The sequence below is a fragment of the Streptomyces sp. NPDC001450 genome (assembly GCF_053597295.1).
In genome coordinates, this window is the sequence record NZ_JBSFHY010000029.1 from 54,844 (window position 1) to 80,269 (window position 25,426).

At 69.8% G+C, this 25,426-nt stretch carries 24 protein-coding genes, 1 tRNA gene and 1 pseudogene; 10 read left to right on the forward strand and 16 right to left on the reverse strand.

What is annotated here, in order from left to right; translation table 11 throughout:
- Positions 1-15 precede the first annotated feature (15 nt).
- On the reverse strand, positions 16-1,707 hold the full coding sequence (locus tag ACWC5O_RS28560) for a sodium:solute symporter family protein (protein ID WP_450590038.1): 1,692 nt from the start codon (positions 1,705-1,707) through the stop codon (positions 16-18).
- Positions 1,708-1,918: 211 nt separating this feature from the next.
- On the opposite strand from ACWC5O_RS28560, the gene ACWC5O_RS28565 reads away from it, so the two are divergent.
- The 4 genes from ACWC5O_RS28565 to ACWC5O_RS28580 all read left to right on the forward strand — a co-directional run bounded on the left by ACWC5O_RS28565 (position 1,919) and on the right by ACWC5O_RS28580 (position 5,900).
- Positions 1,919-3,025, forward strand: coding sequence for a galactose-1-phosphate uridylyltransferase (locus ACWC5O_RS28565; RefSeq protein WP_450590039.1), 1,107 nt, complete (start codon positions 1,919-1,921; stop codon positions 3,023-3,025).
- The gene (galE, locus tag ACWC5O_RS28570; protein WP_450590040.1) at positions 3,022-3,993 is read left to right on the forward strand and encodes a UDP-glucose 4-epimerase GalE; all 972 of its coding nucleotides are present in this window, start codon (positions 3,022-3,024) and stop codon (positions 3,991-3,993) included. Before ACWC5O_RS28565 ends, galE begins: the two co-directional genes overlap by 4 nt.
- Positions 3,993-5,147: a galactokinase gene (gene galK / locus ACWC5O_RS28575; RefSeq protein WP_450590041.1), complete on the forward strand. Its 1,155-nt coding sequence runs from the start codon at positions 3,993-3,995 to the stop codon at positions 5,145-5,147. Before galE ends, galK begins: the two co-directional genes overlap by 1 nt.
- Positions 5,148-5,405: 258 nt before the next feature.
- Positions 5,406-5,900 (forward strand): Uma2 family endonuclease, encoded by a 495-nt coding sequence (locus tag ACWC5O_RS28580; protein WP_450590042.1) that lies wholly within the window; start codon positions 5,406-5,408, stop codon positions 5,898-5,900.
- Positions 5,901-5,919: 19 nt separating this feature from the next.
- On the opposite strand, the gene ACWC5O_RS28585 is transcribed toward ACWC5O_RS28580, so the two are convergent.
- Complete coding sequence (locus ACWC5O_RS28585; RefSeq protein ID WP_450590043.1) at positions 5,920-6,375, reverse strand: GNAT family N-acetyltransferase; 456 nt, start codon at positions 6,373-6,375, stop codon at positions 5,920-5,922.
- A gap of 262 nt (positions 6,376-6,637) precedes the next feature.
- On the opposite strand from ACWC5O_RS28585, the gene ACWC5O_RS28590 reads away from it, so the two are divergent.
- Positions 6,638-7,411 (forward strand): LuxR C-terminal-related transcriptional regulator, encoded by a 774-nt coding sequence (locus tag ACWC5O_RS28590; protein ID WP_450590044.1) that lies wholly within the window; start codon positions 6,638-6,640, stop codon positions 7,409-7,411.
- A 254-nt stretch (positions 7,412-7,665) separates the two neighbouring features.
- Here the strand turns inward: ACWC5O_RS28590 and tamR are convergent, their stop codons facing one another.
- A complete protein-coding gene (gene tamR / locus ACWC5O_RS28595) occupies positions 7,666-8,163 on the reverse strand; it encodes a MarR family transcriptional regulator TamR (RefSeq protein ID WP_023549930.1) in 498 nt (165 codons plus the stop codon).
- An 88-nt stretch (positions 8,164-8,251) separates the two neighbouring features.
- Here tamR and ACWC5O_RS28600 point away from each other — a divergent pair, with 88 nt between their 5' ends.
- Both ACWC5O_RS28600 and ACWC5O_RS28605 read left to right on the forward strand, forming a co-directional pair.
- Entirely contained in the window at positions 8,252-9,076 is an 825-nt protein-coding gene (locus ACWC5O_RS28600; RefSeq protein ID WP_450590045.1) for a trans-aconitate 2-methyltransferase, read from the forward strand.
- A 2-nt stretch (positions 9,077-9,078) separates the two neighbouring features.
- Positions 9,079-9,462, forward strand: coding sequence for a VOC family protein (locus ACWC5O_RS28605; protein WP_450590046.1), 384 nt, complete (start codon positions 9,079-9,081; stop codon positions 9,460-9,462).
- Here ACWC5O_RS28605 and ACWC5O_RS28610 read toward each other — a convergent pair.
- From ACWC5O_RS28610 to ACWC5O_RS28620, 3 genes are all read right to left on the reverse strand, one after another.
- Positions 9,434-10,036 carry a Uma2 family endonuclease gene (locus tag ACWC5O_RS28610; RefSeq protein ID WP_450590090.1) on the reverse strand — a complete coding sequence of 201 codons (603 nt, stop codon included), beginning with the start codon at positions 10,034-10,036 and terminating at the stop codon, positions 9,434-9,436. The genes ACWC5O_RS28605 and ACWC5O_RS28610 overlap by 29 nt on opposite strands.
- A 106-nt stretch (positions 10,037-10,142) precedes the next feature.
- Positions 10,143-10,817, reverse strand: a complete 675-nt coding sequence (locus tag ACWC5O_RS28615; RefSeq protein WP_235458709.1) for a TetR/AcrR family transcriptional regulator — start codon at positions 10,815-10,817, stop codon at positions 10,143-10,145.
- A complete protein-coding gene (locus tag ACWC5O_RS28620) occupies positions 10,814-11,821 on the reverse strand; it encodes an acyl-CoA desaturase (RefSeq protein WP_450590047.1) in 1,008 nt (335 codons plus the stop codon). Before ACWC5O_RS28620 ends, ACWC5O_RS28615 begins: the two co-directional genes overlap by 4 nt.
- 310 nt (positions 11,822-12,131) lie before the next feature.
- Here ACWC5O_RS28620 and ppc point away from each other — a divergent pair, with 310 nt between their 5' ends.
- Positions 12,132-14,876 carry a phosphoenolpyruvate carboxylase gene (ppc, locus tag ACWC5O_RS28625; RefSeq protein WP_450590048.1) on the forward strand — a complete coding sequence of 915 codons (2,745 nt, stop codon included), beginning with the start codon at positions 12,132-12,134 and terminating at the stop codon, positions 14,874-14,876.
- 69 nt (positions 14,877-14,945) lie between these two features.
- Here the strand turns inward: ppc and ACWC5O_RS28630 are convergent, their stop codons facing one another.
- The 8 genes and pseudogenes from ACWC5O_RS28630 to ACWC5O_RS28665 all read right to left on the reverse strand — a co-directional run bounded on the left by ACWC5O_RS28630 (position 14,946) and on the right by ACWC5O_RS28665 (position 21,527).
- Positions 14,946-15,653, reverse strand: a complete 708-nt coding sequence (locus tag ACWC5O_RS28630; RefSeq protein ID WP_450590049.1) for a hypothetical protein — start codon at positions 15,651-15,653, stop codon at positions 14,946-14,948.
- A 217-nt stretch (positions 15,654-15,870) separates the two neighbouring features.
- A complete protein-coding gene (locus ACWC5O_RS28635; RefSeq protein ID WP_450590050.1) occupies positions 15,871-16,377 on the reverse strand; it encodes a hypothetical protein in 507 nt (168 codons plus the stop codon).
- A gap of 52 nt (positions 16,378-16,429) precedes the next feature.
- A complete protein-coding gene (gene pth / locus ACWC5O_RS28640; protein ID WP_450590051.1) occupies positions 16,430-17,032 on the reverse strand; it encodes an aminoacyl-tRNA hydrolase in 603 nt (200 codons plus the stop codon).
- A gap of 191 nt (positions 17,033-17,223) precedes the next feature.
- Positions 17,224-17,817 (reverse strand): 50S ribosomal protein L25/general stress protein Ctc, encoded by a 594-nt coding sequence (locus ACWC5O_RS28645; protein WP_450590052.1) that lies wholly within the window; start codon positions 17,815-17,817, stop codon positions 17,224-17,226.
- Between the two features lie 207 nt (positions 17,818-18,024).
- The gene (locus ACWC5O_RS28650; protein WP_450590053.1) at positions 18,025-19,005 is read right to left on the reverse strand and encodes a ribose-phosphate diphosphokinase; all 981 of its coding nucleotides are present in this window, start codon (positions 19,003-19,005) and stop codon (positions 18,025-18,027) included.
- Between the two features lie 95 nt (positions 19,006-19,100).
- Positions 19,101-20,549 carry a bifunctional UDP-N-acetylglucosamine diphosphorylase/glucosamine-1-phosphate N-acetyltransferase GlmU gene (gene glmU, locus ACWC5O_RS28655; protein ID WP_450590054.1) on the reverse strand — a complete coding sequence of 483 codons (1,449 nt, stop codon included), beginning with the start codon at positions 20,547-20,549 and terminating at the stop codon, positions 19,101-19,103.
- A 113-nt stretch (positions 20,550-20,662) separates the two neighbouring features.
- Positions 20,663-20,737 (reverse strand) — tRNA-Gln (locus tag ACWC5O_RS28660).
- Positions 20,738-20,751: 14 nt separating this feature from the next.
- Positions 20,752-21,527: pseudogene (locus ACWC5O_RS28665) on the reverse strand (hypothetical protein).
- 166 nt (positions 21,528-21,693) lie between these two features.
- Between ACWC5O_RS28665 and ACWC5O_RS28670 the strand changes: the two are divergent.
- Positions 21,694-22,998 (forward strand): sensor histidine kinase, encoded by a 1,305-nt coding sequence (locus ACWC5O_RS28670; RefSeq protein ID WP_450590055.1) that lies wholly within the window; start codon positions 21,694-21,696, stop codon positions 22,996-22,998.
- A gap of 92 nt (positions 22,999-23,090) precedes the next feature.
- On the opposite strand, the gene ACWC5O_RS28675 is transcribed toward ACWC5O_RS28670, so the two are convergent.
- Positions 23,091-23,585: an SUKH-3 domain-containing protein gene (locus ACWC5O_RS28675; RefSeq protein ID WP_450590056.1), complete on the reverse strand. Its 495-nt coding sequence runs from the start codon at positions 23,583-23,585 to the stop codon at positions 23,091-23,093.
- 71 nt (positions 23,586-23,656) lie between these two features.
- Complete coding sequence (locus tag ACWC5O_RS28680; RefSeq protein ID WP_450590057.1) at positions 23,657-24,172, reverse strand: YwqJ-related putative deaminase; 516 nt, start codon at positions 24,170-24,172, stop codon at positions 23,657-23,659.
- A 264-nt stretch (positions 24,173-24,436) separates the two neighbouring features.
- Between ACWC5O_RS28680 and ACWC5O_RS28685 the strand changes: the two genes are divergently transcribed.
- On the forward strand, positions 24,437-25,426 hold the full coding sequence (locus ACWC5O_RS28685; protein WP_450590091.1) for an SMI1/KNR4 family protein: 990 nt from the start codon (positions 24,437-24,439) through the stop codon (positions 25,424-25,426).

Consider the following 25,426-nt stretch of genomic DNA (forward strand, 5'->3'; position numbering starts at 1 on the left):
CTCGGTCCTCCCGTGTCAGAACGAGAACGGGATGTAGCAGGCGGCGGCCAGGACGATCGCGCCCCAGCCCAGCAGGGCGGGCTTGCGGTACCAGGCGTCGTCGCCGGGGGCGGGCGGTTCGGCCACGCCGGGAGAGCGGGTGCCGTAGACGAGACCCTGCAGCTCCTCGGCCGCCTTCGGCCGCGTGAACAGGGACACGGCGAACATGACGACCGCGCCGGCGACGAAGCCCGCGATCGCGGAGACGAAGTTGGCGCCCTGGTCGGTGGGGATCGAGACGATGCCACGCTTGTAGAAGACGAAGTAGTTGACCATCGCGGTCACGGTGCCGGCGAGCAGGCCCCAGAAACCCGACTTGGCGGACGCGCGCTTCCAGAACATGCCGACGATGAAGACGACGAACATCGGCACGTTGAAGAAGGAGAACAGCGTCTGCAGGTAGGCCATGATGTTCGAGAACGAGGACGCCAGGAACGCCGTGCCGACGGAGGCACAGACGCCGACCACGGTGATCAGGCGGCCGAAGCGGACGTAGTACGCGTCCTGGCGGCCGGGTACCACGTACTTCTCCCAGATGTCGTTGGTGAACACCGTGTTGAACGAGGACACGTTGGCGGCCATGCCGGCCATGAACGCGGCGAGCAGGCCGGTGACCGCGATGCCGAGCACGCCGTTGGGCAGCAGCTCCTGCATCAGGAAGGGGATGGCGTCGTTGTACTGGTAGCCGGAGGCGGGGGAGCCGAACCGCGGGACGATCGCGGCGGCGACCAGCCCTGGGATCATCACCAGGAAGACGATGAAGATCTTCGGGTAGGCGGCGATCAGCGGGGTGCGCTGGCCGGCGGAGAGGTTCTTCGCGGACAGGGCGCGCTGCACCTCGGCGAAGTTCGTGGTCCAGTAGCCGAAGGAGAGCACGAAGCCGAGGCCGAGGACGATGGTCAGCCAGTTGGCGCCGAGCGGGTTGGTGCTGCCGATGCCGGTGCCGCCCCACGCGGTGGTGAAGTCGCGGCCGTGGGCGACGGTGAGCCTGTCGGTCAGGCCGCTCCAGCCGCCGACCTTCTTCAGGCCGAGGACGGTGATCGGGATGAGGGCGGCGAGGATCACGAAGAACTGCAGCACCTCGTTGTAGATCGCGGAGGACAGGCCGCCCAGCGTGATGTACGCGAGCACGAAGGCACCGGCGACCACGATGGCCACCCACTGCGGCCAGCCGAGCAGGGCCTCGACGACGATCGCGAGGGCGTAGAGGTTGACGCCGGCGATCAGGATGGCGGCGAAGGCGAACAAGATCGAACTGAGCAGGTGGGCGCCCCGGTCGAAGCGCAGCAGCAGGAACTCGGGGACCGAGCGGACCTTGCTGCCGTAGTAGAAGGGCATCATCACGAGGCCCAGGAAGACCATGGCCGGGATGGCGCCGATCCAGTACCAGTGCACGGTGTAGGCGCCGTACTGGGCGCTGTTCGCGGCCATGCCCAGGATCTCCGTGGCCGCCAGGTTCGCCGAGATGAAGGCGAGGCCGGTGATCCAGGCGGGCAGCGAGCGTCCGGAGAGGAAGAAGTCGAGGCTGGTCTTCACCGAGCGGCGGGCCGCGAAGCCGATGCCGAGGACGACGACGAAGTAGATCACCAGGATCGTGTAGTCCAGCCCGTTCGTGGGGAGCCGTAGCCCCGCCGCCAGTTCTGTGGGGGCATATGTGGGGGTTTGCATGAGAACTCGCTTCGTTGCGCGAACTGATCCGGAGCGGAACCTATGCCTCCGCGTTCAGCAATTGAACACTTCTGTTGAGGTCCTTTGTTTGATTGTGATGGTCCAGGGTGTTGTCGGGTTGTGGTTTGTTATGTTTGATTGTGTTGAGTGATTGGGTGCGGACACGCCCCGCGGGCTGTTCCCCCCGGGGCGCTTGATCAAGGAGTCCGGCGTGAAGAAGACCTCGACCCTGCTGGCCGACGGTCGTGAGCTGATCTACTACGACCTTCGGGACGACACCGTGCGGGACGCCGTCGACCGCCGCCCGCTGGACCGTACGATCACCACGTCCGAGGTCCGCCGTGACGTGCTGCTCGGCGACTCGGTGGCGATCGCCTCCCACCGGCAGGGCCGCACGTACCATCCGCCGGCCGACGAGTGCCCGCTCTGCCCGACGCGGGGCGAGCGGCTGAGCGAGATCCCGGACTCCTCGTACGACGTCGTCGTCTTCGAGAACCGCTTCCCGTCGCTGGCCGGCGACTCCGGCCGCTGCGAGGTCGTCTGCTTCACCTCCGACCATGACGCCTCCTTCGCCGACCTCACCGAGGAGCAGGCGCGCCTGGTGCTCGACGCCTGGACGGACCGCACCTCGGAGCTGTCGCATCTGCCCTCCGTCGAGCAGGTGTTCTGTTTCGAGAACCGGGGTGAAGAGATCGGCGTGACCCTCGGACACCCGCACGGTCAGATCTACGCCTACCCCTTCACCACGCCCCGCACCGCGCTGATGCTCCGCTCGCTCGCTGCCCACAAGGAGGCGGCGGGCGGGGAGAACCTGTTCGACGCCGTCCTGGAGCAGGAACTCGCCGGGGAGCGGGTCGTCCTTGAGGGTGAACACTGGGTGGCCTTCGTGCCCCACGCGGCGCACTGGCCGTACGAGGTCCACCTGTACCCGAAGCGCCGCGTCCCCGATCTGCTCGCGCTCGACGAGGCGGCTCGCACAGAATTCCCCCAGATGTATCTGGAACTCTTGAGGCGCTTCGACCGGATCTTCGGGTGGGACGGAGGGAAAGAAGGGGCGCGGGACGGAGGGAAAGAAGGGGCAGGTGAGCCCCCCACGCCCTACATCGCGGCCTGGCACCAGGCCCCGTTCGGCGCGCTGGAGGAGTTCGACGGTGTGACGCGGGACGACTTCGCGCTCCACCTCGAGCTTTTCACCATCCGCCGTACTTCCGGCAAGCTGAAGTTTCTCGCGGGTTCCGAGTCCGGCATGAGCGTGTTCATCAACGACGTGCCGCCGGAGCGCGCGGCCGAGCGACTGCGAGAGGTAGCGAGTTCATGAAGTACCTGGTGACGGGTGGGGCGGGTTACGTCGGCAGCGTGGTCGCCCAGCACCTGCTGGAGGCCGGCCACGAGGTCACGGTCCTCGACAACCTCTCCACGGGCTTCCGCGAGGGCGTGCCCGCCGGTGCCGCGTTCGTCGAGGGCGACGTCCGCGACGCCGCCAAGTGGCTCGACGACTCCTACGACGGCGTGCTGCACTTCGCCGCTTTCTCGCAGGTGGGCGAGTCGGTGGTGAAGCCGGAGAAGTACTGGGACAACAACGTGGCCGGCAGCATGGCCCTGCTCGGCGCCATGCGCGAGGCGGGCGTCCGCAGGCTGGTCTTCTCCTCCACCGCGGCCACCTACGGCGAGCCCGAGCAGGTCCCGATCGTGGAGAGCGCCCCGACGAAGCCGACCAACCCCTACGGCGCCACCAAGCTCGCCGTCGACCACATGATCACCAGCGAGGCGAACGCCCACGGCCTGGCCGCGGTGTCCCTGCGCTACTTCAACGTGGCCGGTGCCTACGGGCCGTACGGCGAGCGCCACGACCCCGAGTCGCACCTGATCCCGCTCGTCCTCCAGGTCGCCCAGGGCCGCCGTGACGCGATCTCCGTCTTCGGCGACGACTACCCGACCCCGGACGGCACCTGCATCCGCGACTACATCCACGTCGCGGACCTGGCCGAGGCCCATCTGCTGGCCCTGACGGCCGCGCGGCCGGGCGAGCACCTGATCTGCAACCTCGGCAACGGCAGCGGCTTCTCCGTCCGCGAGGTCGTCGAGACCGCCCGCTCGGTCACCGGCCACCCGATCCCCGAAGTCATGGCCCCGCGCCGCGGCGGGGACCCGGCGGTCCTGGTCGCCTCCGCGGACACGGCCCGCGAGAAGCTGGGCTGGAACCCGTCCCGCGCGGACCTCGCGGGGATCGTCGCGGACGCGTGGGAGTTCGCGCGACACATCGCAAGCACCGCAAGGGAGCAGTAGTGGGGGCACAGCAGGTCCGGGAGCGCTTCGCCGAGCTGTACGGGGCCGAGCCGGAGGGAGTGTGGGCGGCGCCCGGCCGGGTCAACCTGATCGGCGAGCACACCGACTACAACGACGGCTTCGTGATGCCCTTCGCACTGCCGCACCAGGCCACCGCGGCGGTCTCCCGCCGCACCGACGGCGTCCTGCGCCTGCACTCGGCGGACGTCGAGGGCGGGGTCGTGGAACTGCGCCTCGACTCTCTCGCCCCGCAGAGCGACGAGAACTGGACGGCCTACCCGGCGGGCGTGGTCTGGGCGCTGCGCGAGGCCGGGCACCCGGTCACCGGTGCCGACGTCCACCTCTCCTCCACGGTCCCCACGGGCGCGGGCCTGTCCTCCTCCGCGTCCCTGGAGGTCGTGATCGCGCTCGCGCTGAGCGACCTGTTCGGCCTCGGCCTGCAGCGCTGGCAGCTGGCCCGCCTGTGCCAGCGTGCCGAGAACGTCTACGTCGGTGCGCCGACCGGGATCATGGACCAGACGGCGTCGGCCTGCTGCGAGGAGGGCCACGCGCTCTTCCTCGACACCCGTGACCTGTCCCAGCAGCAGATCCCCTTCGACCTCGCGGCCGAGGGCCTGCGCCTGCTGGTGGTCGACACGCAGGTCAAGCACGCCCACAGCGGCGGCGAGTACGGCAAGCGCCGGGCCGGCTGCGAGAAGGGCGCGGCCCTGCTCGGCGTGGACGCCCTGCGCGACATCGCCTACGCCGACCTGGACGCGGCCCTCGCCCGCATCGGCGACGAGGAGGAGGTCGTCCGCCTGGTCCGGCACGTCGTCACCGAGGACCAGCGGGTGGAGCGGGTCGTGTCTCTCCTCCGCGCCGGCGAGACCCGGGCCATCGGCCCGGTCCTCACCGAGGGCCACGCCTCCCTGCGTGACGACTTCCGCATCTCCTGCCCGGAGCTGGACCTGGTCGTCGACACCGCCCTCGCGAACGGCGCGCTCGGCGCCCGTATGACCGGCGGCGGCTTCGGCGGCTCGGCGATCGTCCTCGCGGAGGCCACCGACGTGGACACCCTCACCAAGGCGGTCGAGGAGGCCTTCGCCGTGGCCGGTTTCATGTCCCCGCGGGTGTTCGAGGCGGTGCCTTCGGCGGGGGCGCGGCGGGTGGACTGAGGCAGGGAGGAGGCGGTGCCGGTTCAGCCCTGGGGGCGGGCCGGAGTCTGCCGGGTGTGCGGTCATGGCGGCCGAGGCTTCTTTCACGGTGCCGGATTCACGGTACCGGGGCGCGATGCGCTGCGCCCTGGAACCGCCTTCCTGCCCCGGACTCCTCGCGCGGCCGCAGCAGGCATCGGCCTCCCGGGCCCTCTTCACGCCGGTGCGGGCCGGCCAAGGCTGCGTCCCCGGCGTCGTGCCCGCGCGTTTGCCGGCGTCTTGGAGGCCGACGGCGGCCCCGGAGGGGGAGGGGCTGGTCCCTTCGCCGGGGCGCTCGACGCGCAGGTTCCGGAGGGCTACTTCGCGTTCGAGGCGACTGACACGGACGACGAGTCCCTCGGCAAACTGCGTGTCCCGGACATTCTCGTGTGTTCCGGCGAGGCCATGCAGACCGACTCCCCGCTCGACCCGCACGAGATCGTCCTCGCGATCGAGATCGTCTCGCCGTCGAACCCCGAGAACGACTACGAGCACAAGACCCGTGACTATCCGGCCATGGGCATCGCCCACTACTTGATCCTCGACCCCCGTGACGGGACGTGGACCTACCAGTGGGGGATCGGCCGGGCCGAGGGCCGCCCCTGCTACGAGAACCGGTTGCACCTGCCGTACGGCAAACCTGTCACCGTCACCACCGACCTGGGCACCTGGACGATCGATACCACCGGCCTGCCCCGCTACAGCGCGAAAGAGCTGGGGCTCGCTCCGGAGTGAGTGAAGGGGCGCCGGCGCTTCACCCCAGCCGCTTCGTCAGCGTGAACTCCGTGATCCCCGGCGGATAGTCGGGGATCACGCCCACCACGTCGTAGCCCTGCTTCTTGTAGAACTCCGGCGCCTGGAAGTCCCACGTCTCCAGCCGGGCGCTCGTGCAGCCGCGGTCCGTGCGGGCGACGCGCTCGGCCTCGGCGAGGAGGCGGGAGCCGAGGCCCGTACCGCGGTGGACGGAGTCGACCCACAGGTAGGTGACGTGCATCCAGGTCGTCCAGGTGTGGCCGACCAGACCCCCGGCCAGGTCGCCCGCCGGGTCCAGCGCCCAGACGTGCAGGGGGACTTCGCGCTCCCCCGGCGTGCCCCGAAGCGCCGCCAGGACGGGGGAGGCCGCCGTGTTGGTGTCCCGCAGCCGGGAGCGGAGCAGATCACGTCGGGCTTTGTCGACTTCCGCCTCAATACGAAACATGCGGCACACCATAAACGCGCCGGACGGCCAGTTCTGCAAATCGGCTTCCGCTCTCTGCTCCCATCCGTACTCTGATGGACAGCACCGGTGGGGGCCGGTGCGTATCAGGGGGCGAGACAGGCGGGTACGGCGCCTGTGGTGGGGGTAGCAGTTTCCGCAACGGCGGCGGCCGTGCGGTCGGCGTTCCTTCCGCAGGTGTCGTGCCCGCGCGGGTCGTCGTGCTCCGAACCTTGGTCATCCCCTGCTCCGCGTGGAGCCTGGGGAAGGGGGTTTCGTGGTTCGTATCCGAGTCCTGGTCGTCGACGACCACCGTATCTTCGCCGAGTCGCTGGCCGCGGCGCTGGCCGCCGAGCCCGACGTCGACGTCTCCGCCGCCGGCAGCGGCCCGGCCGCGCTGCGCTGCCTGGAGCGCGCGGCCGCCGAGGGCCGCCGTTACGACGTCCTGCTCGTCGACGCCGACCTGGGCGGCAATCTGCCCGGTGTGCGCCCGGCGGTGCCGGTGCAGGATGGCAACGAGGACGGACTGGTCGACGGGATCTCGCTGGTCGCGGGCGTCCGCTCGGCGCAGCCCGCGGTGCGGACGGTGGTCCTCGCCGAGAAGGACGACCCCCGGCGCGCGGCCCTCGCGCTGCAGGCGGGTGCTTCCGGCTGGGTCGCCAAGGACTGCTCGCTCTCCCGGCTGCTGACGGTGATCCGGGGAGTGCTGCGCGACGAGACCCATCTGCCGCCCGCCCTGCTCACCGGCGTCCTCAAGGAGCTGACGGCCGCGCGCAAGCACCGCACCGAGAGCGAGCGGCTGGTGGAGTCGCTGACCCCGCGCGAGCGGGAGGTGCTGCGCTGCATGGTCGCGGGCCTCGGCCGCAAGGCCGTCGCCGAACGGCTGTTCCTCTCTCCGCACACCGTGCGCACCCACATGCAGAACGTCCTCGGCAAACTGGGCGTCCATTCCACCCTGGCCGCCGTGGCGCTCGCCCGGCGGGCCGGAGTCGGTCCCGTGGACCTTGGGCCTGCCGGGCGGGTCATGACGGAGGAAACCAACAGCGCCTGATCAAGTACGTGAGCGGGGTCTGGTGCTGCAGCTGCGAGGCGGACCCCGCGTCTCCGGCAGGAGCCGCCCGGCAGGCCCCTAGGCCCTGTCGTCAAATTCCCGCCTGCCCCGCGGCGTCTGGCACGCACGCTCGCCGCGTTGCCAGACCGCCCACGTGGCTCCGCCACGAAGACGCTCCGGCGCCTTGCGATCGCACGCACCAGACGCCGCGGGGCCCGCCCTCCGGGCGGACGACGGGAATTTGACGACAGGGCCTAGCCGGGGATGTTGTCGAACGGGGCGGTCAGCTGGCGTAGCAGGCTGGCGAGTTCGGCGCGCTGCGCGCGGGACAGCTCGGCGAGGATCGCCCGCTCCTGTTCCAGCAGGCCCGCCAGTGCCTGGTCCGCGCGGTCCCGGCCCGTGTCGGTCAGCCGGACCAGTACGCCCCGCCGGTCGCTCGGGTCGGGCAGCCGCTCCACCAGGCCCTTCTTCGCGAGCCGGTCGATCCGGTTGGTCATCGTGCCCGAGGTGACCAGGGTCTGCGTCAGCAGCTGCCCGGGGGAGAGCTGGTACGGCGTTCCCGCGCGCCGGAGCGCGGTCAGCACGTCGAACTCCCAGGGTTCGAGCTGGTGCTCGGAAAAGGCGAGCCGGCGTGCGCGGTCCAGGTGCCGGGCCAGTCTGCTCACCCGGCTGAGCACTTCCAACGGCTCCACGTCGAGGTCCGGACGCTCCCGGCGCCACGCTGCGACCAGCCGATCGACCTCGTCCTCCATGGAGATCAGTGTAGTGGTTGTGTCGACATGAAGTCTCTTGACCTCAAGTCTCTTGACATCAAGATAAGTGCGGCGGGAGAGTGGAGTCATGACGACGCCCACCTGGGACCCCGCCCAGTACCTCCGCCACGCCGGCCACCGCGCCCGCCCCTTCGGCGACCTGCTCGCCCGCGTCCCCGCCCTCCCGGCAGAACCGCCCGCAGGGCGACCGCGCATCGCCGACCTCGGCTGCGGCCCCGGCAACGTCACCGCCCTACTCGCCGAACGCTGGCCCACCGCGCACATCACCGGCTACGACAACTCGCCCGAGATGCTCGACAAGGCGCACGTCGACCACGAGGGCGCCACGGCTGGCGGCGGCCGCCTGGACTTCGCCCCCGCCGACGCCCGCGTCTGGACGCCCGAGGAGCCGCACGACCTGATCCTCTCCAACGCCACCCTCCACTGGGTGCCCGGTCACGCCGACCGCTTCGCCGACTGGATCGCCGCCCTCAAGCCCGGCGGCACCTTCGCCTTCCAGGTCCCGGACAACATCGACGCCCCGCTGCACGCCCTGATGCGCGAACTGGCCGCCACGCCCCGCTGGAAGCCCCGCCTCGCCGACGTCCTGCGCCACGAGGACTCCGTCCACACCCCCGGCACCTACCTGGACCGCCTCGCCCGCCTCGGCTGCGCGACCGACGTGTGGCAGACGACGTACTTCCACGTCCTGGAGGGCGGGGACCCGGTCCTGGACTGGGTCAAGGGCACCGGCCTGCGCCCCGCCCTCACCGCCCTCGCCGACGACCCCGAGGCCCGCGACGCCTTCGTCACCGAGTACCGGGACCTGCTCCGCGAGGCCTACCCGAGCGCGCCGTACGGCACGGTGCTGCCGTTCCGGCGGCTGTTCGCGGTGGCCGTGAAGGGGGCATGAGCATGCTCGCCGCTGTGGATCACGTTCAGCTGGCGGCTCCACCCGGTTCGGAGGACCTGTTGCGGGCGTACTACGTCGACGTCCTCGGCATGACGGAGACCCCCAAGCCGCCGGTGCTGGCGGCGCGCGGGGGCTGCTGGTTCCAGGCGGGGGCCGTACAGCTCCACCTCGGCATCGAGGAGGACTTCCGGCCGGCCCGCAAGGCACACCCCGGACTGAGGGTGACGGACATCGAGGCGTACGCAGCCCGGCTCGCGGAGAGGGGCGCGCCGGTGACCTGGGACGACGATCTGCCGGGCCACCGACGCTTCTACTCGGAGGACCCGGTGGGGAACCGGTTGGAGTTCCTGGAGCCGGTCACAGCACGTCGAGGGCGTCCAGCGTGATGTCGATGTCGATGTCGTAGGGCACGCCGACTTTGAGCCGGTCGTGATAAGTGCCTGTCAGGCCGTACACCCTGTTGATGGGGTCGAGCTCGTAGACCCTGATCACCGGACGCGGGTTCGTGTCGGTCATCTCCACCAGCCAGAAATGCGGGATGCCCGCGGCGGCATATTTACGCGGCTTGGTGTCGTGATCCCGTTCCTCGGAGTCGGGGGACACCACCTCGACGGCCAGTACGACGTGGCGTGCCTCGTACCGCGTCTGATCCAAGCCCCCCTCGGCTTCCGCGCGGAGCACGCTGACGTCCGGCTCGGGTCCGTTGCGTCGGTTCAGGACGACTGTCATCTTGCGGCGGACCTTCAGGTGCTTCGGAACTGTACTGCGCAGGCCCGCCACCAGCAGGTCGATCATGAGGCTGTGAAATCGCCGCTGCGGACTCACGAAGACGAGGCTCCCGTCGATCAGCTCGGTGTGCGGCGGGAGGTCGGGCAGCGTGAACAGGTCGTCCACCGTGTAGCCGTCGGGTGGCGGCACGGGCCAACGGGTGCCGGGCTCGTCGATGGGCTCGGCAGTCATGGTGATTCCTCCCGTGAACGGGATCTCGGCCTGAGTACCCACGTTAGCCGCCGGGACCGACAAAGGTCATCACATCGGGTGATCAAGCCCCGCCGTCCCGGCGGGCTCAGCTCTTCCGGTGCCCTATCAGCCGAGGCTTCGGCTCCAGCCCGTCAAGCCCGTGCCAAGCCAGATTCACCAGATGCGCCGCCACCTCCGCCTTCTTCGGGCGGCGTACGTCCAGCCACCACTGGCCGGTCAGGGCGACCATGCCGACCAGGGCCTGGGCGTACAGCGGGGCGAGCTTCGGGTCGAAGCCGCGGGACTTGAACTCGCGGCCCAGGATGTCCTCCACCTGGGTGGCGATGTCGGAGATCAGCGAGGCGAAGGAGCCCGTCGACTGCGGAATGGGGGAGTCGCGGACCAGGATGCGGAAGCCGTCCGTGTACTCCTCGATGTAGTCGAGCAGGGCGAAGGCGGCCTGCTCGCACAGCTCGCGGGGGTGGCCGGCCGTCAGCGAGCCGGTGACCATGTCCAGCAGGCGCCGCATCTCGCGGTCCACCACCACCGCGTACAGCCCCTCCTTGCCGCCGAAGTGCTCGTACACCACCGGCTTGGACACCCCGGCCTTCGCCGCGATCTCCTCCACCGAGGTGCCCTCGAAACCCTTCGCGGCGAAGAGGGTGCGACCGATCTCCAGCAACTGCTGGCGGCGCTCCGCACCGGTCATACGGGTCCGGCGCGCTCGCCGCGGTTTGTCAGTGCTGGGGGTGCTGGAGTCGGTCGCCACGGCGTCAATCATGCCGCCTTCGCGGGCTCCTTCCGGCGCCGGGAGCCGCCTTCGTCGGTGTTACGGCGAGAATCGATACGCGAGCGTGACGGCCAGCGCACGTCGTACGCCCAGCCGAGCATCTCGAACCAGCGGATGATGCGTGCCGAGGAGTCGATCTGGCCGCGCATCACGCCGTGCCGCGCCGAGGTCGGGTCCGCGTGGTGCAGGTTGTGCCAGGACTCCCCGCAGGACAGCACCGCCAGCCACCACACGTTGCCCGAGCGGTCCCGCGACTTGAACGGCCGCTTGCCCACCGCGTGGCAGATCGAGTTGATCGACCACGTCACATGGTGCAGCAGCGCCACTCGCACGAGTGAACCCCAGAAGAACGCGGTGAACGCGCCCCACCAGGACATCGTCACCAGACCGCCGACCAGCGGGGGCACCAGCAGGGACACGGCCGTCCACAGGACGAACTGGCGGGAGACCGCCCGGATCGCCGGGTCCTTGATCAGATCCGGCGCGTACTTGTCCTGCGGCGTCTGCTCCTCGTCGAACATCCAGCCGATGTGCGCCCACCACAGGCCCTTCATCAGCGCGGGGACGGTCTCCCCGAACCGCCACGGCGAGTGCGGGTCACCCTCGGCGTCGGAGAACTTGTGATGCCTGCGGTGGTCGGCCACCCAGCGCACCAGCGGGCCCTCCACCGCCAGCGACCCCATGATCGCCAGCGCGATCCGCAGGGGCCGCTTGGCCTTGAACGAACCATGGGTGAAGTACCGGTGGAAACCGATCGTGATGCCGTGGCACCCCAGGAAGTACATGAACACCAGCAGGCCCAGATCGAGCCAGCTCACCCCCCAGCCCCAGGCCAGCGGCACGGCCGCCACCAGTGCCAGGAACGGCACGGTGATGAACAGGAGCAGCGTGATCTGCTCGATCGAACGCTTCTGCTCGCCACCCAGCGTGGCGGAGGAGACCGGAGTGTCGTCGGCCGTACGGGATTCATCGATCACATCGGAACGTGAGGTCATGCGTGTCCCCTGTGGGGTTCGAGGGTCGGGACAGGTCGCCGGGCCGGCCGGACCGAACGGGACTCCAGCGATACTTCCCTACGGTTCCGTAACCTACGGCGACGTAAGTATGGCAGCGTGTCGAGCCGCGGCAAGAGCCCGAGAGCCTGCGCGTCCGCATCGACACCTATCCTGGAAGTCGGTCGGACAGCGCGGTCCGCTCTGATTCCTTCCCGGACGCTCCGGCCCGTATGCGGTACCCCTGCCGCGTGGTGGATCGTGCTCCGGGTTCCCTCCCAGACGAGCTTCAACACTGCAAGGAGCCGCACCTGTGAGCAGTGCCGACGACCAGACCACCACGACCAGCAGCGAGCTGCGCGCCGACATCAGGCGACTGGGTGACCTCCTGGGCGAGACCCTCGTAAGGCAGGAGGGGCCCGAACTCCTCGACCTGGTCGAAAAGGTCCGCCGCCTCACCCGAGAGGACGGCGAGGCCGCCGCCGAGCTGCTGCGCGGCACCGAACTGCAGACCGCCGCCAAGCTGGTCCGCGCCTTCTCCACCTACTTCCACCTGGCCAACGTCACCGAACAGGTGCACCGCGGCCGTGAGCTGCGCGCCCGCCGCGCCGCCGAGGGCGGCCTCCTCGCCCGCACCGCCGACCGCCTCAAGGACGCCGACCCCGAGCACCTCAGGCAGACCGTCGAGCACCTCAACGTCCGCCCGGTGTTCACGGCGCACCCCACCGAGGCCGCGCGCCGTTCGGTCCTCAACAAGCTCCGGCGCATCGCCGCGCTCCTGGACACCCCCGTCCTCGACTCCGACCGCCGCCGCCACGACGTCCGCCTCGCCGAGAACATCGACCTCGTCTGGCAGACCGACGAACTGCGCGTGGTGCGCCCCGAGCCCGCCGACGAGGCCCGCAACGCCATCTACTACCTCGACGAACTGCACGCCGACGCCGTCGGCGACGTCCTCGAGGACCTCACCGCCGAACTCGAGCGTGTCGGCGTCAGGCTCCCCGACGCCACCCGCCCCATCACCTTCGGCACCTGGATCGGCGGCGACCGCGACGGCAACCCCAACGTCACCCCCCAGGTCACCTGGGACGTCCTCATCCTCCAGCACGAGCACGGCATCAACGACGCCCTGGAGATGATCGACGAACTGCGCGGCCTGCTCTCCAACTCCATCCGCTACGCCGGCGCCACCGAGGAACTCCTGGAGTCCCTCCAGGCCGACCTGGAGCGGCTGCCCGAGATCAGCCCCCGCTACAAGCGCCTCAACGCCGAGGAGCCCTACCGGCTCAAGGCCACCTGCATCCGGCAGAAGCTGGAGAACACCAAGCAGCGCCTCGCCAAGGGCACCCCGCACGAGGCGGGCCGCGACTACCTCGGCACCGGCGAACTGCTCACCGACCTCCGGATCATCCAGACCTCCCTGCGCGAGCACCGCGGCGCCCTCTTCGCCGACGGCCGCATGAGCCGCACCATCCGCACCCTGGCCGCCTTCGGCCTCCAGCTCGCCACCATGGACGTACGCGAACACGCGGACGCCCACCACCACGCCCTCGGCCAGCTCTTCGACCGCCTCGGCGAGGAGTCCTGGCGCTACGCCGACATGCCCCGCGACTACCGGGCCAAGCTCCTCGCCAAGGAGCTGCGCTCCCGCAGGCCGCTGGCCCCGAGCCCGGCCCCCGTCGACGCCGCCGGCGCCAAGACCCTCGGCGTCTTCGAGACCGTCAAGCGCGCCCTCGAGGTCTTCGGCCCCGAGGTCATCGAGTCCTACATCATCTCCATGTGCCAGGGCGCCGACGACGTCTTCGCCGCCGCCGTCCTCGCCCGCGAGGCCGGCCTCCTCGACCTGCACGCCGGCTGGGCGAAGATCGGCATCGTGCCCCTCCTGGAGACCACCGACGAGCTGCGCGCCGCCGACACCATCCTCGAGGACATGCTCTCCGACCCGTCCTACCGGCGCCTGGTCGCGCTGCGCGGCGACGTCCAGGAGGTCATGCTCGGCTACTCCGACTCCTCCAAGTTCGGCGGCATCACCACCAGCCAGTGGGAGATCCACCGGGCGCAGCGGCGCCTGCGTGACGTCGCGCATCGCTACGGGGTGCGGCTGCGGCTCTTCCACGGCCGCGGCGGCACCGTCGGCCGCGGCGGCGGCCCCTCCCACGACGCCATCCTCGCCCAGCCCTGGGGCACCCTGGAGGGTGAGATCAAGGTCACCGAGCAGGGCGAGGTCATCTCCGACAAGTACCTCATCCCGTCCCTGGCCCGGGAGAACCTCGAACTGACGGTCGCGGCCACTTTGCAGGCCTCCGCCCTGCACACCGCCCCCCGCCAGTCCGACGAGGCCCTCGCCCGCTGGGACGCGGCCATGGACGTCGTCTCCGACGCCGCCCACGCCGCCTACCGCAGGCTCGTCGAGGACCCCGACCTGCCCGCGTACTTCTTCGCCTCCACCCCCGTGGACCAGCTCGCCGACCTCCACCTCGGCTCCCGGCCCTCGCGCCGCCCCGACTCCGGCGCCGGACTCGACGGCCTGCGCGCCATCCCGTGGGTGTTCGGCTGGACCCAGTCCCGGCAGATCGTCCCCGGCTGGTTCGGCGTCGGCTCCGGCCTCAAGGCCCTGCGCGAGGCAGGCCTGCGGCAGGAAGGGGACACCGTGCTCGACGAGATGCACGAGCAGTGGCACTTCTTCCGCAACTTCATGTCCAACGTCGAGATGACCCTCGCCAAGACGGACCTGCGGATCGCCCAGCACTACGTCGACACCCTCGTCCCCGACGAGCTCAAGCACGTCTTCGACACCATCAAGGCCGAACACGAGCTGACCGTCCGCGAGGTGCTGCGCGTCACCGGCGAGAAGGAACTCCTCGACGCCCAGCCCGCCCTCCGGCAGACCTTCACCATCCGCGACGCCTACCTGGACCCGATCTCCTACCTCCAGGTCACCCTGCTCAAGCGCCAGCGGGACGCCGCGGCCGCCGGCGCCGAACCCGACCCGCTGCTCTCCCGCGCCCTGCTCCTCACCGTCAACGGCGTGGCAGCGGGCCTGCGCAACACCGGCTGACGGCCACCGCACAACGAAGGTGCCCCCGAGGTCCGTACGACCTCGGGGGCACCCGTGCGTCCGGCCGCCTCAGCCCCGCCGGGCCCTGCGCCGCAGCGCCACCAGACAGCCCCCCGCACCGACCAGCGCGGCAGCGACGGCCGACAGCAGGCCCACCGGGGCACCATTACCGGTCTCGGCGAGGTCACCGCCGGCGCCCCGGGCGGACGGCGCGGAGGACGGGGCCGACGACGAGCCCGGCGCCGCGCCCTGCGACGAGCCCGGCGACGGGCTTCCGGACGGGGACGCGGACGCGCCCGGCGCCGCACTGGACGGGGACGGTGACGCCGAACCCGACGGGGTCGGCGCACCGCCCCCACCGCCCTGCGAGCCGGCGCAGTCCGTCCAGAACACCTTGTGCTTGGCCGCGCCCTTCTCGCCCTCGAAGTTCCAGAACAGCTTGTAGTGACCGTCCGGCAGCGACAGGTCCTCGCTACGGCCGTGACCGTCCGCGTCCAGCGTGAGGGCGCCCGACTTCACCGTCGCGCCCTTCGGCGCGGCCGTCGGCGCCCAGACCTCGATGTGCCAGCCCACCTGCTGCACCCCGTCGAAACCGAAGGCGTCCAGGTAGAAGGTGCACACGTGCGGCTCGTTGCGGCGCAGTTCCTCGCCGGTCTTGGCGTCATGGATCTTTACGGTGCCGTTGTCACCGGGGGCACTCGCGTGGGCGGCGGGGGCGCACACGAGCGCCGCCGCGACACCGGCGGTCAGCGCGCCGGCGCGGATGAGGGTACGCATGGGCAGGGTCCATCTTCGAGTGGCGAACGGGGAAGATGTGGAGGGGGCGGCTCAGCTTCCGGCCACGACGGACAGCCGGTCAAGCACGAACAGGCAACAAACAGACCCCCCACAGACGTGAAGAACTCCCCAACCCCTCAGCGGGTCACGAAATCAGCGGGTCACGAAATCAGCAGGCCACGAAATCAGACGGGCGCGACATCAGACGGGCGCGACATCAGAGGGTCACGACAAAAGCACCCGTCAGCAGCGCGATCCCCGACCCCGCCAGCACCCACGCGGGCCGCGTCAGCCGCATACCGCCCGCCACGACCACCGACGCCATCAGCAACGCACCACCCAGCGGAATCCAGGCGTACAGGATCCCCGCCGGCCCCGACCGCACCACCTCGTCGGTCCCCGGCTTCACCACCACGGCGTACGTCAGCCCCTTGCGCACCGCGACCGACTTCGCGATCTCCACGCCCGACCGCGCCCGCGCCCCCTCGGACACCGGCGTGAACGGGCCCCGGCACATGTCCCCGGCACAGCTCGTCACCCTGATCGTGCCGCGCTCGCGCCCCTTCGTCAGCATCACGTGCTGCGCGGTCCCCCAGGAACCCCACACCCCGGTGAACAGGATCAGCGCGGCGAGCACCCCCATCGTGGCGACCCGCCCGAACCGCAGCGCGGTCACGGAGGCCTGGCGAGCGGTGGCGGCTGTGGCAGGCATGGCCGGGATCATTGGCCATCCCCCCACGGCCGGTCAACTCCGGCGGCCGGCATGGCCGGACAAGTCAGGAGTTGTACGCGCTCTGCGCCCGCTCCAGGCCCTCGGTCACCAGACACTCCACCGAGTCCGCCGCACGGTCCACGAAGTAGTCCAGCTCCTTGCGCTCCGCAGAAGAGAAGTCCTTCAGCACGAAGTCCGCCACCTGCATCCGCCCCGGCGGCCGGCCGATCCCGAACCGCACCCGGTGATAGTCCGCCCCCATCGCCTTCGTCATCGACTTCAGGCCGTTGTGCCCGTTGTCGCCACCGCCCAGCTTCAGCCGCAGCGTGCCGTAGTCGATGTCCAACTCGTCATGGATCGCGACGATGTTCGCCACCGGCACCTTGTAGAAGTCCCGCAGCGCGTTCACCGGACCTCCGGACAGGTTCATGAACGACATCGGCTTGGCCAGGATCACCCGCCGGTTCGCCGGCCCCACCGGACCGACCCGCCCCTCCAGCACCTGCGCCTGCGCCTTGCCCGCACGCTTGAACTTCCCCCCGATCCGCTGCGCCAGCAGATCCGCCACCATGAACCCGACGTTGTGCCGGTTCATGGCGTACTCGGGCCCAGGATTACCGAGGCCCACGATGAGCCAGGGGGCGTTGGCGGGGGTGGTCACGTCCATGTCTCCTTGATACGCGCCAGCCGCTGCTCCCCCAAGGGGAGCAGCGGCTGATACTGCTGCGGGCAGTCGTTCCGCAGGGCGATGGGGGTCCCCCCGCTCGAGCGAAGCCGAGAGCGGGGGAGGGTGGGCACAGCCTGCAGCACCGGGCGCCCACGAAACGCGCCTCAGCCCTGCTACGGCCGAGCCGCCGATCAGGCCTCGGCAGCCTCTTCGCCCTCGGCGGCCTCCTCGACGGCCTCCTCGATCTGCGCCTGCAGGACCTGCAGGACGACCGCGTCCTCCTCGACGGCCAGGGTCACACCGGAAGGCAGCTTGATGTCCTTGGCGAGGACGGAGGCACCGGCCTCCAGGCCCTCGACGGAGACGGTGAGCGCCTCGGGGATGTGGGTGGCCTCGGCCTCGACCGGCAGGGCGTTCAGAACGTGCTCGAGCAGGTTGCCACCGGCGGCCAGCTCACCCTCGGCGTGGACCGGAACCTCGACCGTGACCTTCTCGCCACGCTTGACCAGCAGCAGGTCGACGTGCTCCAGGAAGCCCTTCAGCGGGTCACGCTGCACGGCCTTCGGGATCGCCAGCTCGTTGGTCTTGCCGTCGATGTCCAGGGAGATCAGGACGTTCGGCGTACGCAGCGCCAGCAGCAGGTCGTGGCCCGGCAGGGTCAGGTGCAGCGGGTCCGAGCCGTGGCCGTACAGGACACCGGGGACCTTGTTGTCACGGCGGATACGGCGGGCGGCACCCTTGCCGAACTCGGTGCGCGTCTCGGCGGCGAGCTTCACCTCGGACATGTTGATCACTCCTCGTAGGAATCGCGAACGGACAGGGTCACCCGGCCACGAACGGCCTGCTACGAAGAGCGCGTCGATAACGGACCGCCGATACCCGTGTGAACAGGTACGGCCTCCCTCGCCGAGCAACTGCAGCAGTCTACTCGGCAAGGGAGGCCGCACCCAAAAGGATCTTCAGCTAGCCCGCCAGGAGGGCCTGCAGAAACCTCACTGCTCGTCGAAGAGGCTGGTCACAGACCCGTCCTCGAACACCTCACGCACCGCACTCGCGATCGTCGGAGCGATCGACAGCACCGTGATCTTGTCCAGATCCGCACTCAGCTCACCCGGCGTCGGCAGCGTGTTCGTGAACACGAACTCACTCACCCGCGAGTTCTTCAGCCGGTCCGCAGCCGGACCCGACAGCACACCGTGCGTCGCCGTCACGATGACGTCCTCCGCACCATGCGCGAACAGCGCGTCCGCAGCCGCACAGATCGTGCCACCGGTGTCGATCATGTCGTCCACCAGCACACACACCCGGCCCTTGACCTCACCCACGACCTCGTGGACGGTCACCTGGTTCGCCACGTCCTTGTCACGCCGCTTGTGCACGATCGCGAGCGGCGCACCCAACCGGTCGCACCAACGGTCCGCCACCCGCACCCGACCCGCGTCCGGAGACACCACCGTCAGCTTGTCCCGGTCCACCTTGCCGCCCACGTAGTCCGCCAGCAGCGGAAGCGCGAACAGGTGGTCCACCGGCCCGTCGAAGAAGCCCTGGATCTGGTCCGTGTGCAGATCCACCGTCAGGATCCGGTCGGCACCCGCCGTCTTCATCAGATCCGCGATCAGACGCGCCGAGATCGGTTCACGACCCCGGTGCTTCTTGTCCTGCCGCGCGTAACCGTAGAACGGCACGATGACCGTGATGGACCGCGCCGAAGCACGCTTCAGCGCGTCGATCATGATCAGCTGCTCCATGATCCACTTGTTGATCGGAGCCGTGTGGCTCTGGATCAGGAAGCAGTCCGCACCACGAGCCGACTCCTGGTAACGGACGTAGATCTCGCCATTGGCGAAGTCGAAGGCCTTCGTCGGGACAACCCCGACACCCAGCTGCTGGGCGACCTCCTCGGCAAGCTCGGGGTGGGCGCGGCCGGAGAAGAACATCAACTTCTTCTCGCCGGTCGTCTTGATCCCGGTCACAGCACTGTCTCCTCAGAGGTGTCTCAGCAGCGGGTATGCACTTGTGCGGATGTGCACTTATCACGGTACGCCGTGTTTGGCGCACCCGTTTCCGGTCAGCCCTCGCCCTCGCCCCTCCGGGACGCCGCCTCAGCCGCCTTCGCGGACGCACTCCCAGGACGCTTCCGGGCCACCCAGCCCTCGATATTCCGCTGCTGACCACGGGCCACGGCCAGCGAACCGGGCGGCACATCCTTCGTGATCACGGACCCGGCGGCAGTGTAAGCACCGTCCCCGACCGTGACAGGAGCCACAAACATGTTGTCCGAACCTGTCTTGCAGTGCGACCCGACCGTCGTGTGGTGCTTGTTCTCACCGTCGTAGTTCACGAACACACTCGCGGCACCGATGTTCGTGAAGTCACCGATCGTCGCATCACCCACGTACGACAGATGCGGAACCTTCGTCCCCTCACCGATCGACGCGTTCTTCGTCTCCACATACGTACCGATCTTGGCCTTGAGACCCAGACGCGTACCCGGCCGCAGGTACGCGAACGGCCCCACGGACGCCTGCTCACCGATCCGCGCACCGTCCGACACCGTGTTGTCCACACGAGCCCCCGCACCCACCCGGGTGTCCTTCAGCCGGCTGTTCGGCCCGACCTCCGCACCCTCACCGAGGTGCGTCGAACCGGTCAGCTGCGTGTTCGGATGGACGAGAGCGTCCTGCTCGAAGGTCACGGTCACGTCGACCCAGGTGGTGGCCGGGTCCACGACGGTCACGCCGTCGAGCATCGCGCGAGTCAGCAGCCGGTCGTTGAGAATGCGACGGGCCTCGGCGAGCTGGACACGGTTGTTGATACCGGCGATCTCCCGGTGATCGGCGGCGACCGACGCCCCCACCCGATGCCCGGCCTCCCGCAGAATCCCGAGCACGTCCGTCAGGTACTCCTCACCCTGACTGTTGTCCGTCCGCACCTTCTTCAGCGCGTCCGAGAGCAACTGCCCGTCGAAGGCGAACACCCCGCTGTTGATCTCCCGGATCGCCCGCTGGACCTCGGTGGCGTCCTTGTGCTCCACGATCGCGGTCACGGCACCGCTCGCCTCGTCGCGCACGATACGGCCGTAACCGGTCGCGTCCGGGACCTCGGCGGTCAGCACGGTCACGGCGTTGCCGTCGGCAGTGTGGGTCGCGGCGAGCCGCTGGAGCGTGTCGGCGGCGAGAAGAGGCGTGTCCCCGCACACGACCACGACGGTCCCCTCGACAGCCCCGCCCAGCTCTTCCAGCGCCATGCGTACGGCGTGCCCCGTGCCGTTCTGCTGCGCCTGCACCGCCGTGCGCACACCGGGGTCGATCTCGGTCAGGTGCGCGGTGACCTGCTCACGGGCGTGGCCCACGACGACGACCAGGTTCGCGGGGTCCAACTCGCGGGCGGCGGCCAGCACATGGCCCACCAGGGAACGGCCGCAGATCTGGTGCAGGACCTTCGGTGTGGCCGACTTCATACGGGTGCCCTCACCCGCTGCGAGAACGACGACGGCTGCCGGGCGAATGGCGCTCACGGGGTTGCCCTTCGGCTCTGGATGGGTGTGGGTGACAGCCGAAGGATACCGGGGTGGGGTTGGGGGGATATGAGAGCGGGCCCTGACTGTGCAGTCAGGGCCCGAACCGAGCATGGCTCCCCCGCCAGGACTCGAACCTGAAATACACCGTCCAAAGCGGAGTGTGTTGCCGATTACACCACGGGGGAGTGCGGGGGCCAGCCTACGTGGTTCGCTGTTTCGCTGCTACCACCATCCCGGACCACCACCCCTCGATGCGCCGGTACAAGTCGGCACCCTGCGACACGCGGACCGTGAGACAACCCCGGTAATTCTCACCCACGTTCTTGCGGACGGTCTTTGGGTTGTGCTTCTTGAGGGTCGTCTTGTTAAAGGCAGAGTGGTCGGCGCCGACGAGGTTGGCCCAGTAGCGCTCGGCGCTGGTCGCGTCGGCGGTTTCGTGGATCATGACGTTGTATCGAAGACGGTCCCGTGCTACGCCCAGCAGGTCCAGCCACGCCAGGTAGAGCTCGATGACTCCTGGGTCACTGTTGACGAAGATGACGTTCTCGCGTCGGTCGTAAGGCTTGTCCTTGGAGCCTTCGGCCCAGTAGAGCGCGACGCCTGCCATGAACAGGTCGCGGTCGGACATCTCGCCGATCTGCTGCGCTGCGACCGTCTTGGTTCGCTGGCGCTCCTCGTCCCGCATCGCCAGCTCATGTTCGAGCAGCCCAGCGCGACCTGGATCTGGTCGTAAGTCCACCCCTGGAGCCGCAGCTCCCGCGCCTTCTCCCGCAGGTCGTCCTTCGCGTTCGGCCGCTTCGTCCACTCCGGAGGCGGCTCCCCCTCCAGCAGCCGGTTGAGGATATCGTCGTTGTCGACGCGCAGCCGGTCCCGGATCTGCCGTCGGCTGAGCCCTTCCCGTCGCAACGCGACCGCTCGCTCCCGCAACCCCTCGAAGTCCTCGTACTTGCCGCTCTTGCCCGGTGAATGTGTCATGCGCGTACCGTCCGGGCGGAATGTTGGCTTCCGGGTGTGAACAGGTGACGTTCAGTAGTTCGAGGGATACCGGCGGGTTTCGATGCCATTCGATTACGAGGTGTGGTCCGTGCCGGTAGGCGAAAGTCACCGGAACTGCCGTTGCCCGCGCCCGTAGGCTGGAGGCATGACCGCGACGGGGGAAGAGCATGCCGGGGCCCTGACCGGCCCATGGTGGTGGACCAGGCGGCGCAGTGCGGTGCTCGACGGGAGTCTCGCGCTGGTGTCCGCCGTGGAGTGCGGCGCGGAGGGGATTCCGTTCGCGCGGGATGCGGGGATCCCGGCGTCGGTGGGGGCCGTTTTCGGCTTGATCGCCGGTTCGGTCCTGCTGGTGCGCAGGAAGTGGCCGATCGCCGTCGTGCTGGTCGCGATCGCGATCACGCCGGCCCAGATGGGTTTCCTGATGGGCATCGTCGGCCTGTACACGCTGGCGGCGTGCGAGTTGCCGCGGCGGATCATCGTGGCGCTGGCGGGGATGTCGTTGCTGGGCACGATGATCGTGACGTTCGTGCGGGTGCGGCAGGACATGGCGCGGGGCGATCTGACCCTGGGTGACTGGTTTGTACCGTTCGCTTCGATCACGACGTCTCTGGGGCTGACGGCTCCGCCGGTGCTGCTGGGGTTGTACGTGGGGGCGCGGCGTCGGTTGATGGAGAGTCTGCGGGAGCGGGCGGACAGTCTGGAGCGGGAGCTTCAGTTGCTCGCGGAGCGGGCGGAGGAGCGGGCCGAGTGGGCGCGTGGCGAGGAGCGGACGCGGATCGCTCGGGAGATGCATGACGTGGTCGCGCATCGGGTGAGTCTGATGGTGGTGCACGCGGCGGCGTTGCAGGCGGTGGCGCGGAAGGATCCCGAGAAGGCCGTGCGGAACGCGGCGCTGGTGGGGGACATGGGGCGGCAGGCGTTGACCGAGTTGCGGGAGATGCTCGGGGTGCTGCGGGCCGGTGATGGTGCGGAGCGGCGTGCGGCGTCGCTGCCGTTGGCCGCGGTGGCGGCCGCGAAGGCGGTGTCGGAGGCGGTTGCCGAGGAGGCGGCTGGGGACGGGCCGTGTCTGTCGGAGCTGGAGGAGTTGGTCGGGCAGTCGGCGGCGGCCGGGATGGTGGTGGATCTGTCGGTCGAGGGGGAGGTGCGGGTGTATGCGCCGGAGGTCGAGCAGACGGCGTACCGGGTGGTGCAGGAGGCGTTGACGAACGTCCACAAGCATGCGGCGGGCGCCAAGACGTATGTGCGGCTGGCGCATCGGGGGGTGGAGATCGCGATGCAGGTGGAGAACGAGCCGCCGGAGCCCGGGTCGGCGTCGGCGGCGCGGTTGCCGTCGGGTGGTAACGGCCTGGTGGGGATGCGGGAGCGGGTCGTCGCGCTGGGTGGTGTGTTTGTTTCGGGGCCGACGGATGTGGGGGGTTTCCGGGTGTCGGCGGTGATTCCGGCGGTGTAGGCCGGGTGCGTGGTGCGCCGGTGCCGTGTCCGTGGTGATGCGGTGGGCCGGCGCTGTGGTGTGTGTGGTGCGCGGGTGTCGTGCGGGGTGGCTCAGGCGACGGTGAGGCGTACGGGTGCTGTGCCGGCGATGAGGGTGGACAGGGCGTGGTCGATGTCGGGGCCGACGTACCAGTCGCCGGTGTGGTCGAGGGTGTAGACGCGGCCTTCGGTGTCGATGGCGAGGAGGGCCGAGGTGTCGGCTTCCTCGCCGAGGGGGCTGACTTCGGTGCCGAGGGCGCGGCCGAGGTCGCCGAGGGTGCGGGCGTGGTGGAGGCCGTGCAGCGGGTCGAGGTGGAGGGTGGCGGGGGCGACCTGGCGGCCGGGGCCGTTGGGTTTGATGTGGAGGCCGCCGAATTCGGCCCAGGCTTCGACGGCGGCGGGGAAGACGGTGTGCCGGTGTCCGGCGGGTGAGGTGTGTTCGCGCAGGGTGTCGGCCCAGATCTCTGCCTGCTTTATGTCCCAGCGTCCGGGTTGCCAGCCGGCGGCGCGCAGGGCGGCGTCGACGGGTACGGGGAAGCGGGTGGACGAGGTGCGGTCGGGGTGCATCGGCCCTTCGATCGTCGTGCCGGCTCGGGCCGGCTGGGTGGTTCTGGTCGGTGCCGGGGCGGGCCGGGGCGTCAGTTGTCGGTGGTGGTCGGGTCGACGATGCGGACGCCGAAGTGGGCGCTGAGGGCGGTGCAGGCGCGGCAGGGGGTGGCGAAGCTGCCGTGGAGGGGGTCGCCGTCCTCGCGTATGCGGCGGGCGGTGAGTTTGGCCTGTTTGAGGGCTCTGCGGGCTTCGCCGTTGGTCATGGGTTTGCGGGCGGCGCGTTTGCTGCGGGTGGCGTCGGCGGCGGCGATGTGCCGTGAGATGAGGATGGTTTCGGCGCAGCGGCCGGTGAAGCGGTCGCGTTGGGTGCTGGTGAGGGTGTCGAGGAAGTCCTGGACGAGGGGGTGGAGGGGTGGGGGCTGGTCGCCGCGGGCGGCGGTGCCGGTGAGGGTGGAGCCGCGTACGGAGAGGGCGGCGGCGACGGTGGGGAGGATGCCGTCGCGGCGGTGCAGGAGGGTGGGGGCGGGGGGTGTGTCGGTGCCGCTCCAGCCGATGCGAGGGTCGCCGGCCCGCACGTCGTTACCTCCGGTCTGCAAGGTATTCATGATCGTCTTCCCCTCCCCGGGCATCCCCCCGAAGGACACAGAGTGCCAAATGCCGTGGCTGGTGCGGAAGCTGGGGCGGTGCGACACGCCCGGGTTTGGGCGGGCTGTCACGACGGGGTGACGGCTGGTCACGAAAGGGGAGGTGGGAAGTGCAGGAGTGAGGTGGAGGGCCGGTGACCGGGGTTCGTGTACCGCATAGGCTGTCGCCATCCGCGATCGACACCGCCGTTCAGGCCAGAGAGAACGCCGCAGGGGGCAACCGCCATGACGACAGGTCGGCTCGGGCAGCAAGCCGCGCCGCCGAACGCGGCCTATGCCGGGCAGGTCGTGCACTTCCCGGATCCGGTCCGGGCGGCACGTCACCCGAGAGGGGTACGGATCGACGAGCGCGGTTACCCGGATTTCTCGCCGTACGCGCGTGCGGCGGCGGAGATCGCCGATCCGCCGGAGGGTTTCGGCGTCGACGAGTTGCGGCTGACGGACTACGTGTCGGCGAACGCGGCTCTCGCGGCGTCGGGGCACGAGTTGTGGGACACGGTGCCTGCGGTGGCGACGCCGCACGGCTGGACGTGGCATCACGTGGTGGGTTCGCGGCGGCTGGAGTTGGTTCCGGTCGAGGTGAAGGCGTTGCTGCGGCATCACGGTGGGGTGGCGACGGCGCGGGTGGACCAGGGCAAGCGGGGTACGCGGCCGTTGCAGGAGACGCGTCCGGCGCACTTCGGGCTGTCGAAGTCGGGTGTGGCCGTGACGGAGTCGCAGGTTCAGGGCGTGGAGGAGGACCTGGGCTACCGCCTGCCGGGTGCCTACCGTTCGTTCCTGAAGGCGGCGGGTGGTGCCGCGCCGGTGGGTGCGGCGCTGGACGCCGAGCTGGGGCTGTTGGTGGATCAGCCGTTCTTCACGGTGCGGGACGAGGCGGCGGTCAATGACCTGGTGTACGTGAACAAGTGTCTGCGTGACCATCTGACGAAGGATTACCTGGGCGTCGGTTTCGTGCAGGGTGGTCTGCTCGCGGTGAAGGTGAAGGGCGAGCGGGCCGGTTCGGTGTGGTTCTGCGCGTACGACGATGCGCGGGACGTGGATCCGTCGTGGTCGCCGGCGGAGCGGGTGGAGCGGTTGTTGCTGCCGTGCGGTGACGACTTCGACGCCTTCCTGGCGCGGCTGGCCGGCAATCCGCCGGAGTTGGAGACGGTGGCGAACCTGATGGTGGACGGCGGTTTCGCGCGTGCCGTTCCGGTGTCTTCGGCGGGGGAGTGA

What these genes read in the sequence shown, in the direction of transcription:
- ACWC5O_RS28605 (WP_450590046.1), top strand. Translation starts at nt 9,079, where the DNA reads ATGCTCGCCGCTGTGGATCACGTTCAGCTGGCGGCTCCACCCGGTTCG.
- pth (WP_450590051.1), bottom strand. Translation starts at nt 17,032, where the DNA reads ATGGACGTGACCACCCCCGCCAACGCCCCCTGGCTCATCGTGGGCCTC.
- ACWC5O_RS28585 (WP_450590043.1), bottom strand. Translation starts at nt 6,375, where the DNA reads ATGGTGTGCCGCATGTTTCGTATTGAGGCGGAAGTCGACAAAGCCCGA.
- ACWC5O_RS28560 (WP_450590038.1), bottom strand. Translation starts at nt 1,707, where the DNA reads ATGCAAACCCCCACATATGCCCCCACAGAACTGGCGGCGGGGCTACGG.
- ACWC5O_RS28600 (WP_450590045.1), top strand. Translation starts at nt 8,252, where the DNA reads ATGACGACGCCCACCTGGGACCCCGCCCAGTACCTCCGCCACGCCGGC.
- ACWC5O_RS28610 (WP_450590090.1), bottom strand. Translation starts at nt 10,036, where the DNA reads ATGACTGCCGAGCCCATCGACGAGCCCGGCACCCGTTGGCCCGTGCCG.
- galE (WP_450590040.1), top strand. Translation starts at nt 3,022, where the DNA reads ATGAAGTACCTGGTGACGGGTGGGGCGGGTTACGTCGGCAGCGTGGTC.
- ACWC5O_RS28680 (WP_450590057.1), bottom strand. Translation starts at nt 24,172, where the DNA reads ATGAATACCTTGCAGACCGGAGGTAACGACGTGCGGGCCGGCGACCCT.
- tamR (WP_023549930.1), bottom strand. Translation starts at nt 8,163, where the DNA reads ATGGAGGACGAGGTCGATCGGCTGGTCGCAGCGTGGCGCCGGGAGCGT.
- ACWC5O_RS28630 (WP_450590049.1), bottom strand. Translation starts at nt 15,653, where the DNA reads ATGCGTACCCTCATCCGCGCCGGCGCGCTGACCGCCGGTGTCGCGGCG.
- ACWC5O_RS28685 (WP_450590091.1), top strand. Translation starts at nt 24,437, where the DNA reads ATGACGACAGGTCGGCTCGGGCAGCAAGCCGCGCCGCCGAACGCGGCC.
- ACWC5O_RS28620 (WP_450590047.1), bottom strand. Translation starts at nt 11,821, where the DNA reads ATGACCTCACGTTCCGATGTGATCGATGAATCCCGTACGGCCGACGAC.
- ACWC5O_RS28635 (WP_450590050.1), bottom strand. Translation starts at nt 16,377, where the DNA reads ATGATCCCGGCCATGCCTGCCACAGCCGCCACCGCTCGCCAGGCCTCC.
- ACWC5O_RS28645 (WP_450590052.1), bottom strand. Translation starts at nt 17,817, where the DNA reads ATGTCCGAGGTGAAGCTCGCCGCCGAGACGCGCACCGAGTTCGGCAAG.
- ACWC5O_RS28670 (WP_450590055.1), top strand. Translation starts at nt 21,694, where the DNA reads ATGACCGCGACGGGGGAAGAGCATGCCGGGGCCCTGACCGGCCCATGG.
- ACWC5O_RS28615 (WP_235458709.1), bottom strand. Translation starts at nt 10,817, where the DNA reads ATGATTGACGCCGTGGCGACCGACTCCAGCACCCCCAGCACTGACAAA.
- ACWC5O_RS28675 (WP_450590056.1), bottom strand. Translation starts at nt 23,585, where the DNA reads ATGCACCCCGACCGCACCTCGTCCACCCGCTTCCCCGTACCCGTCGAC.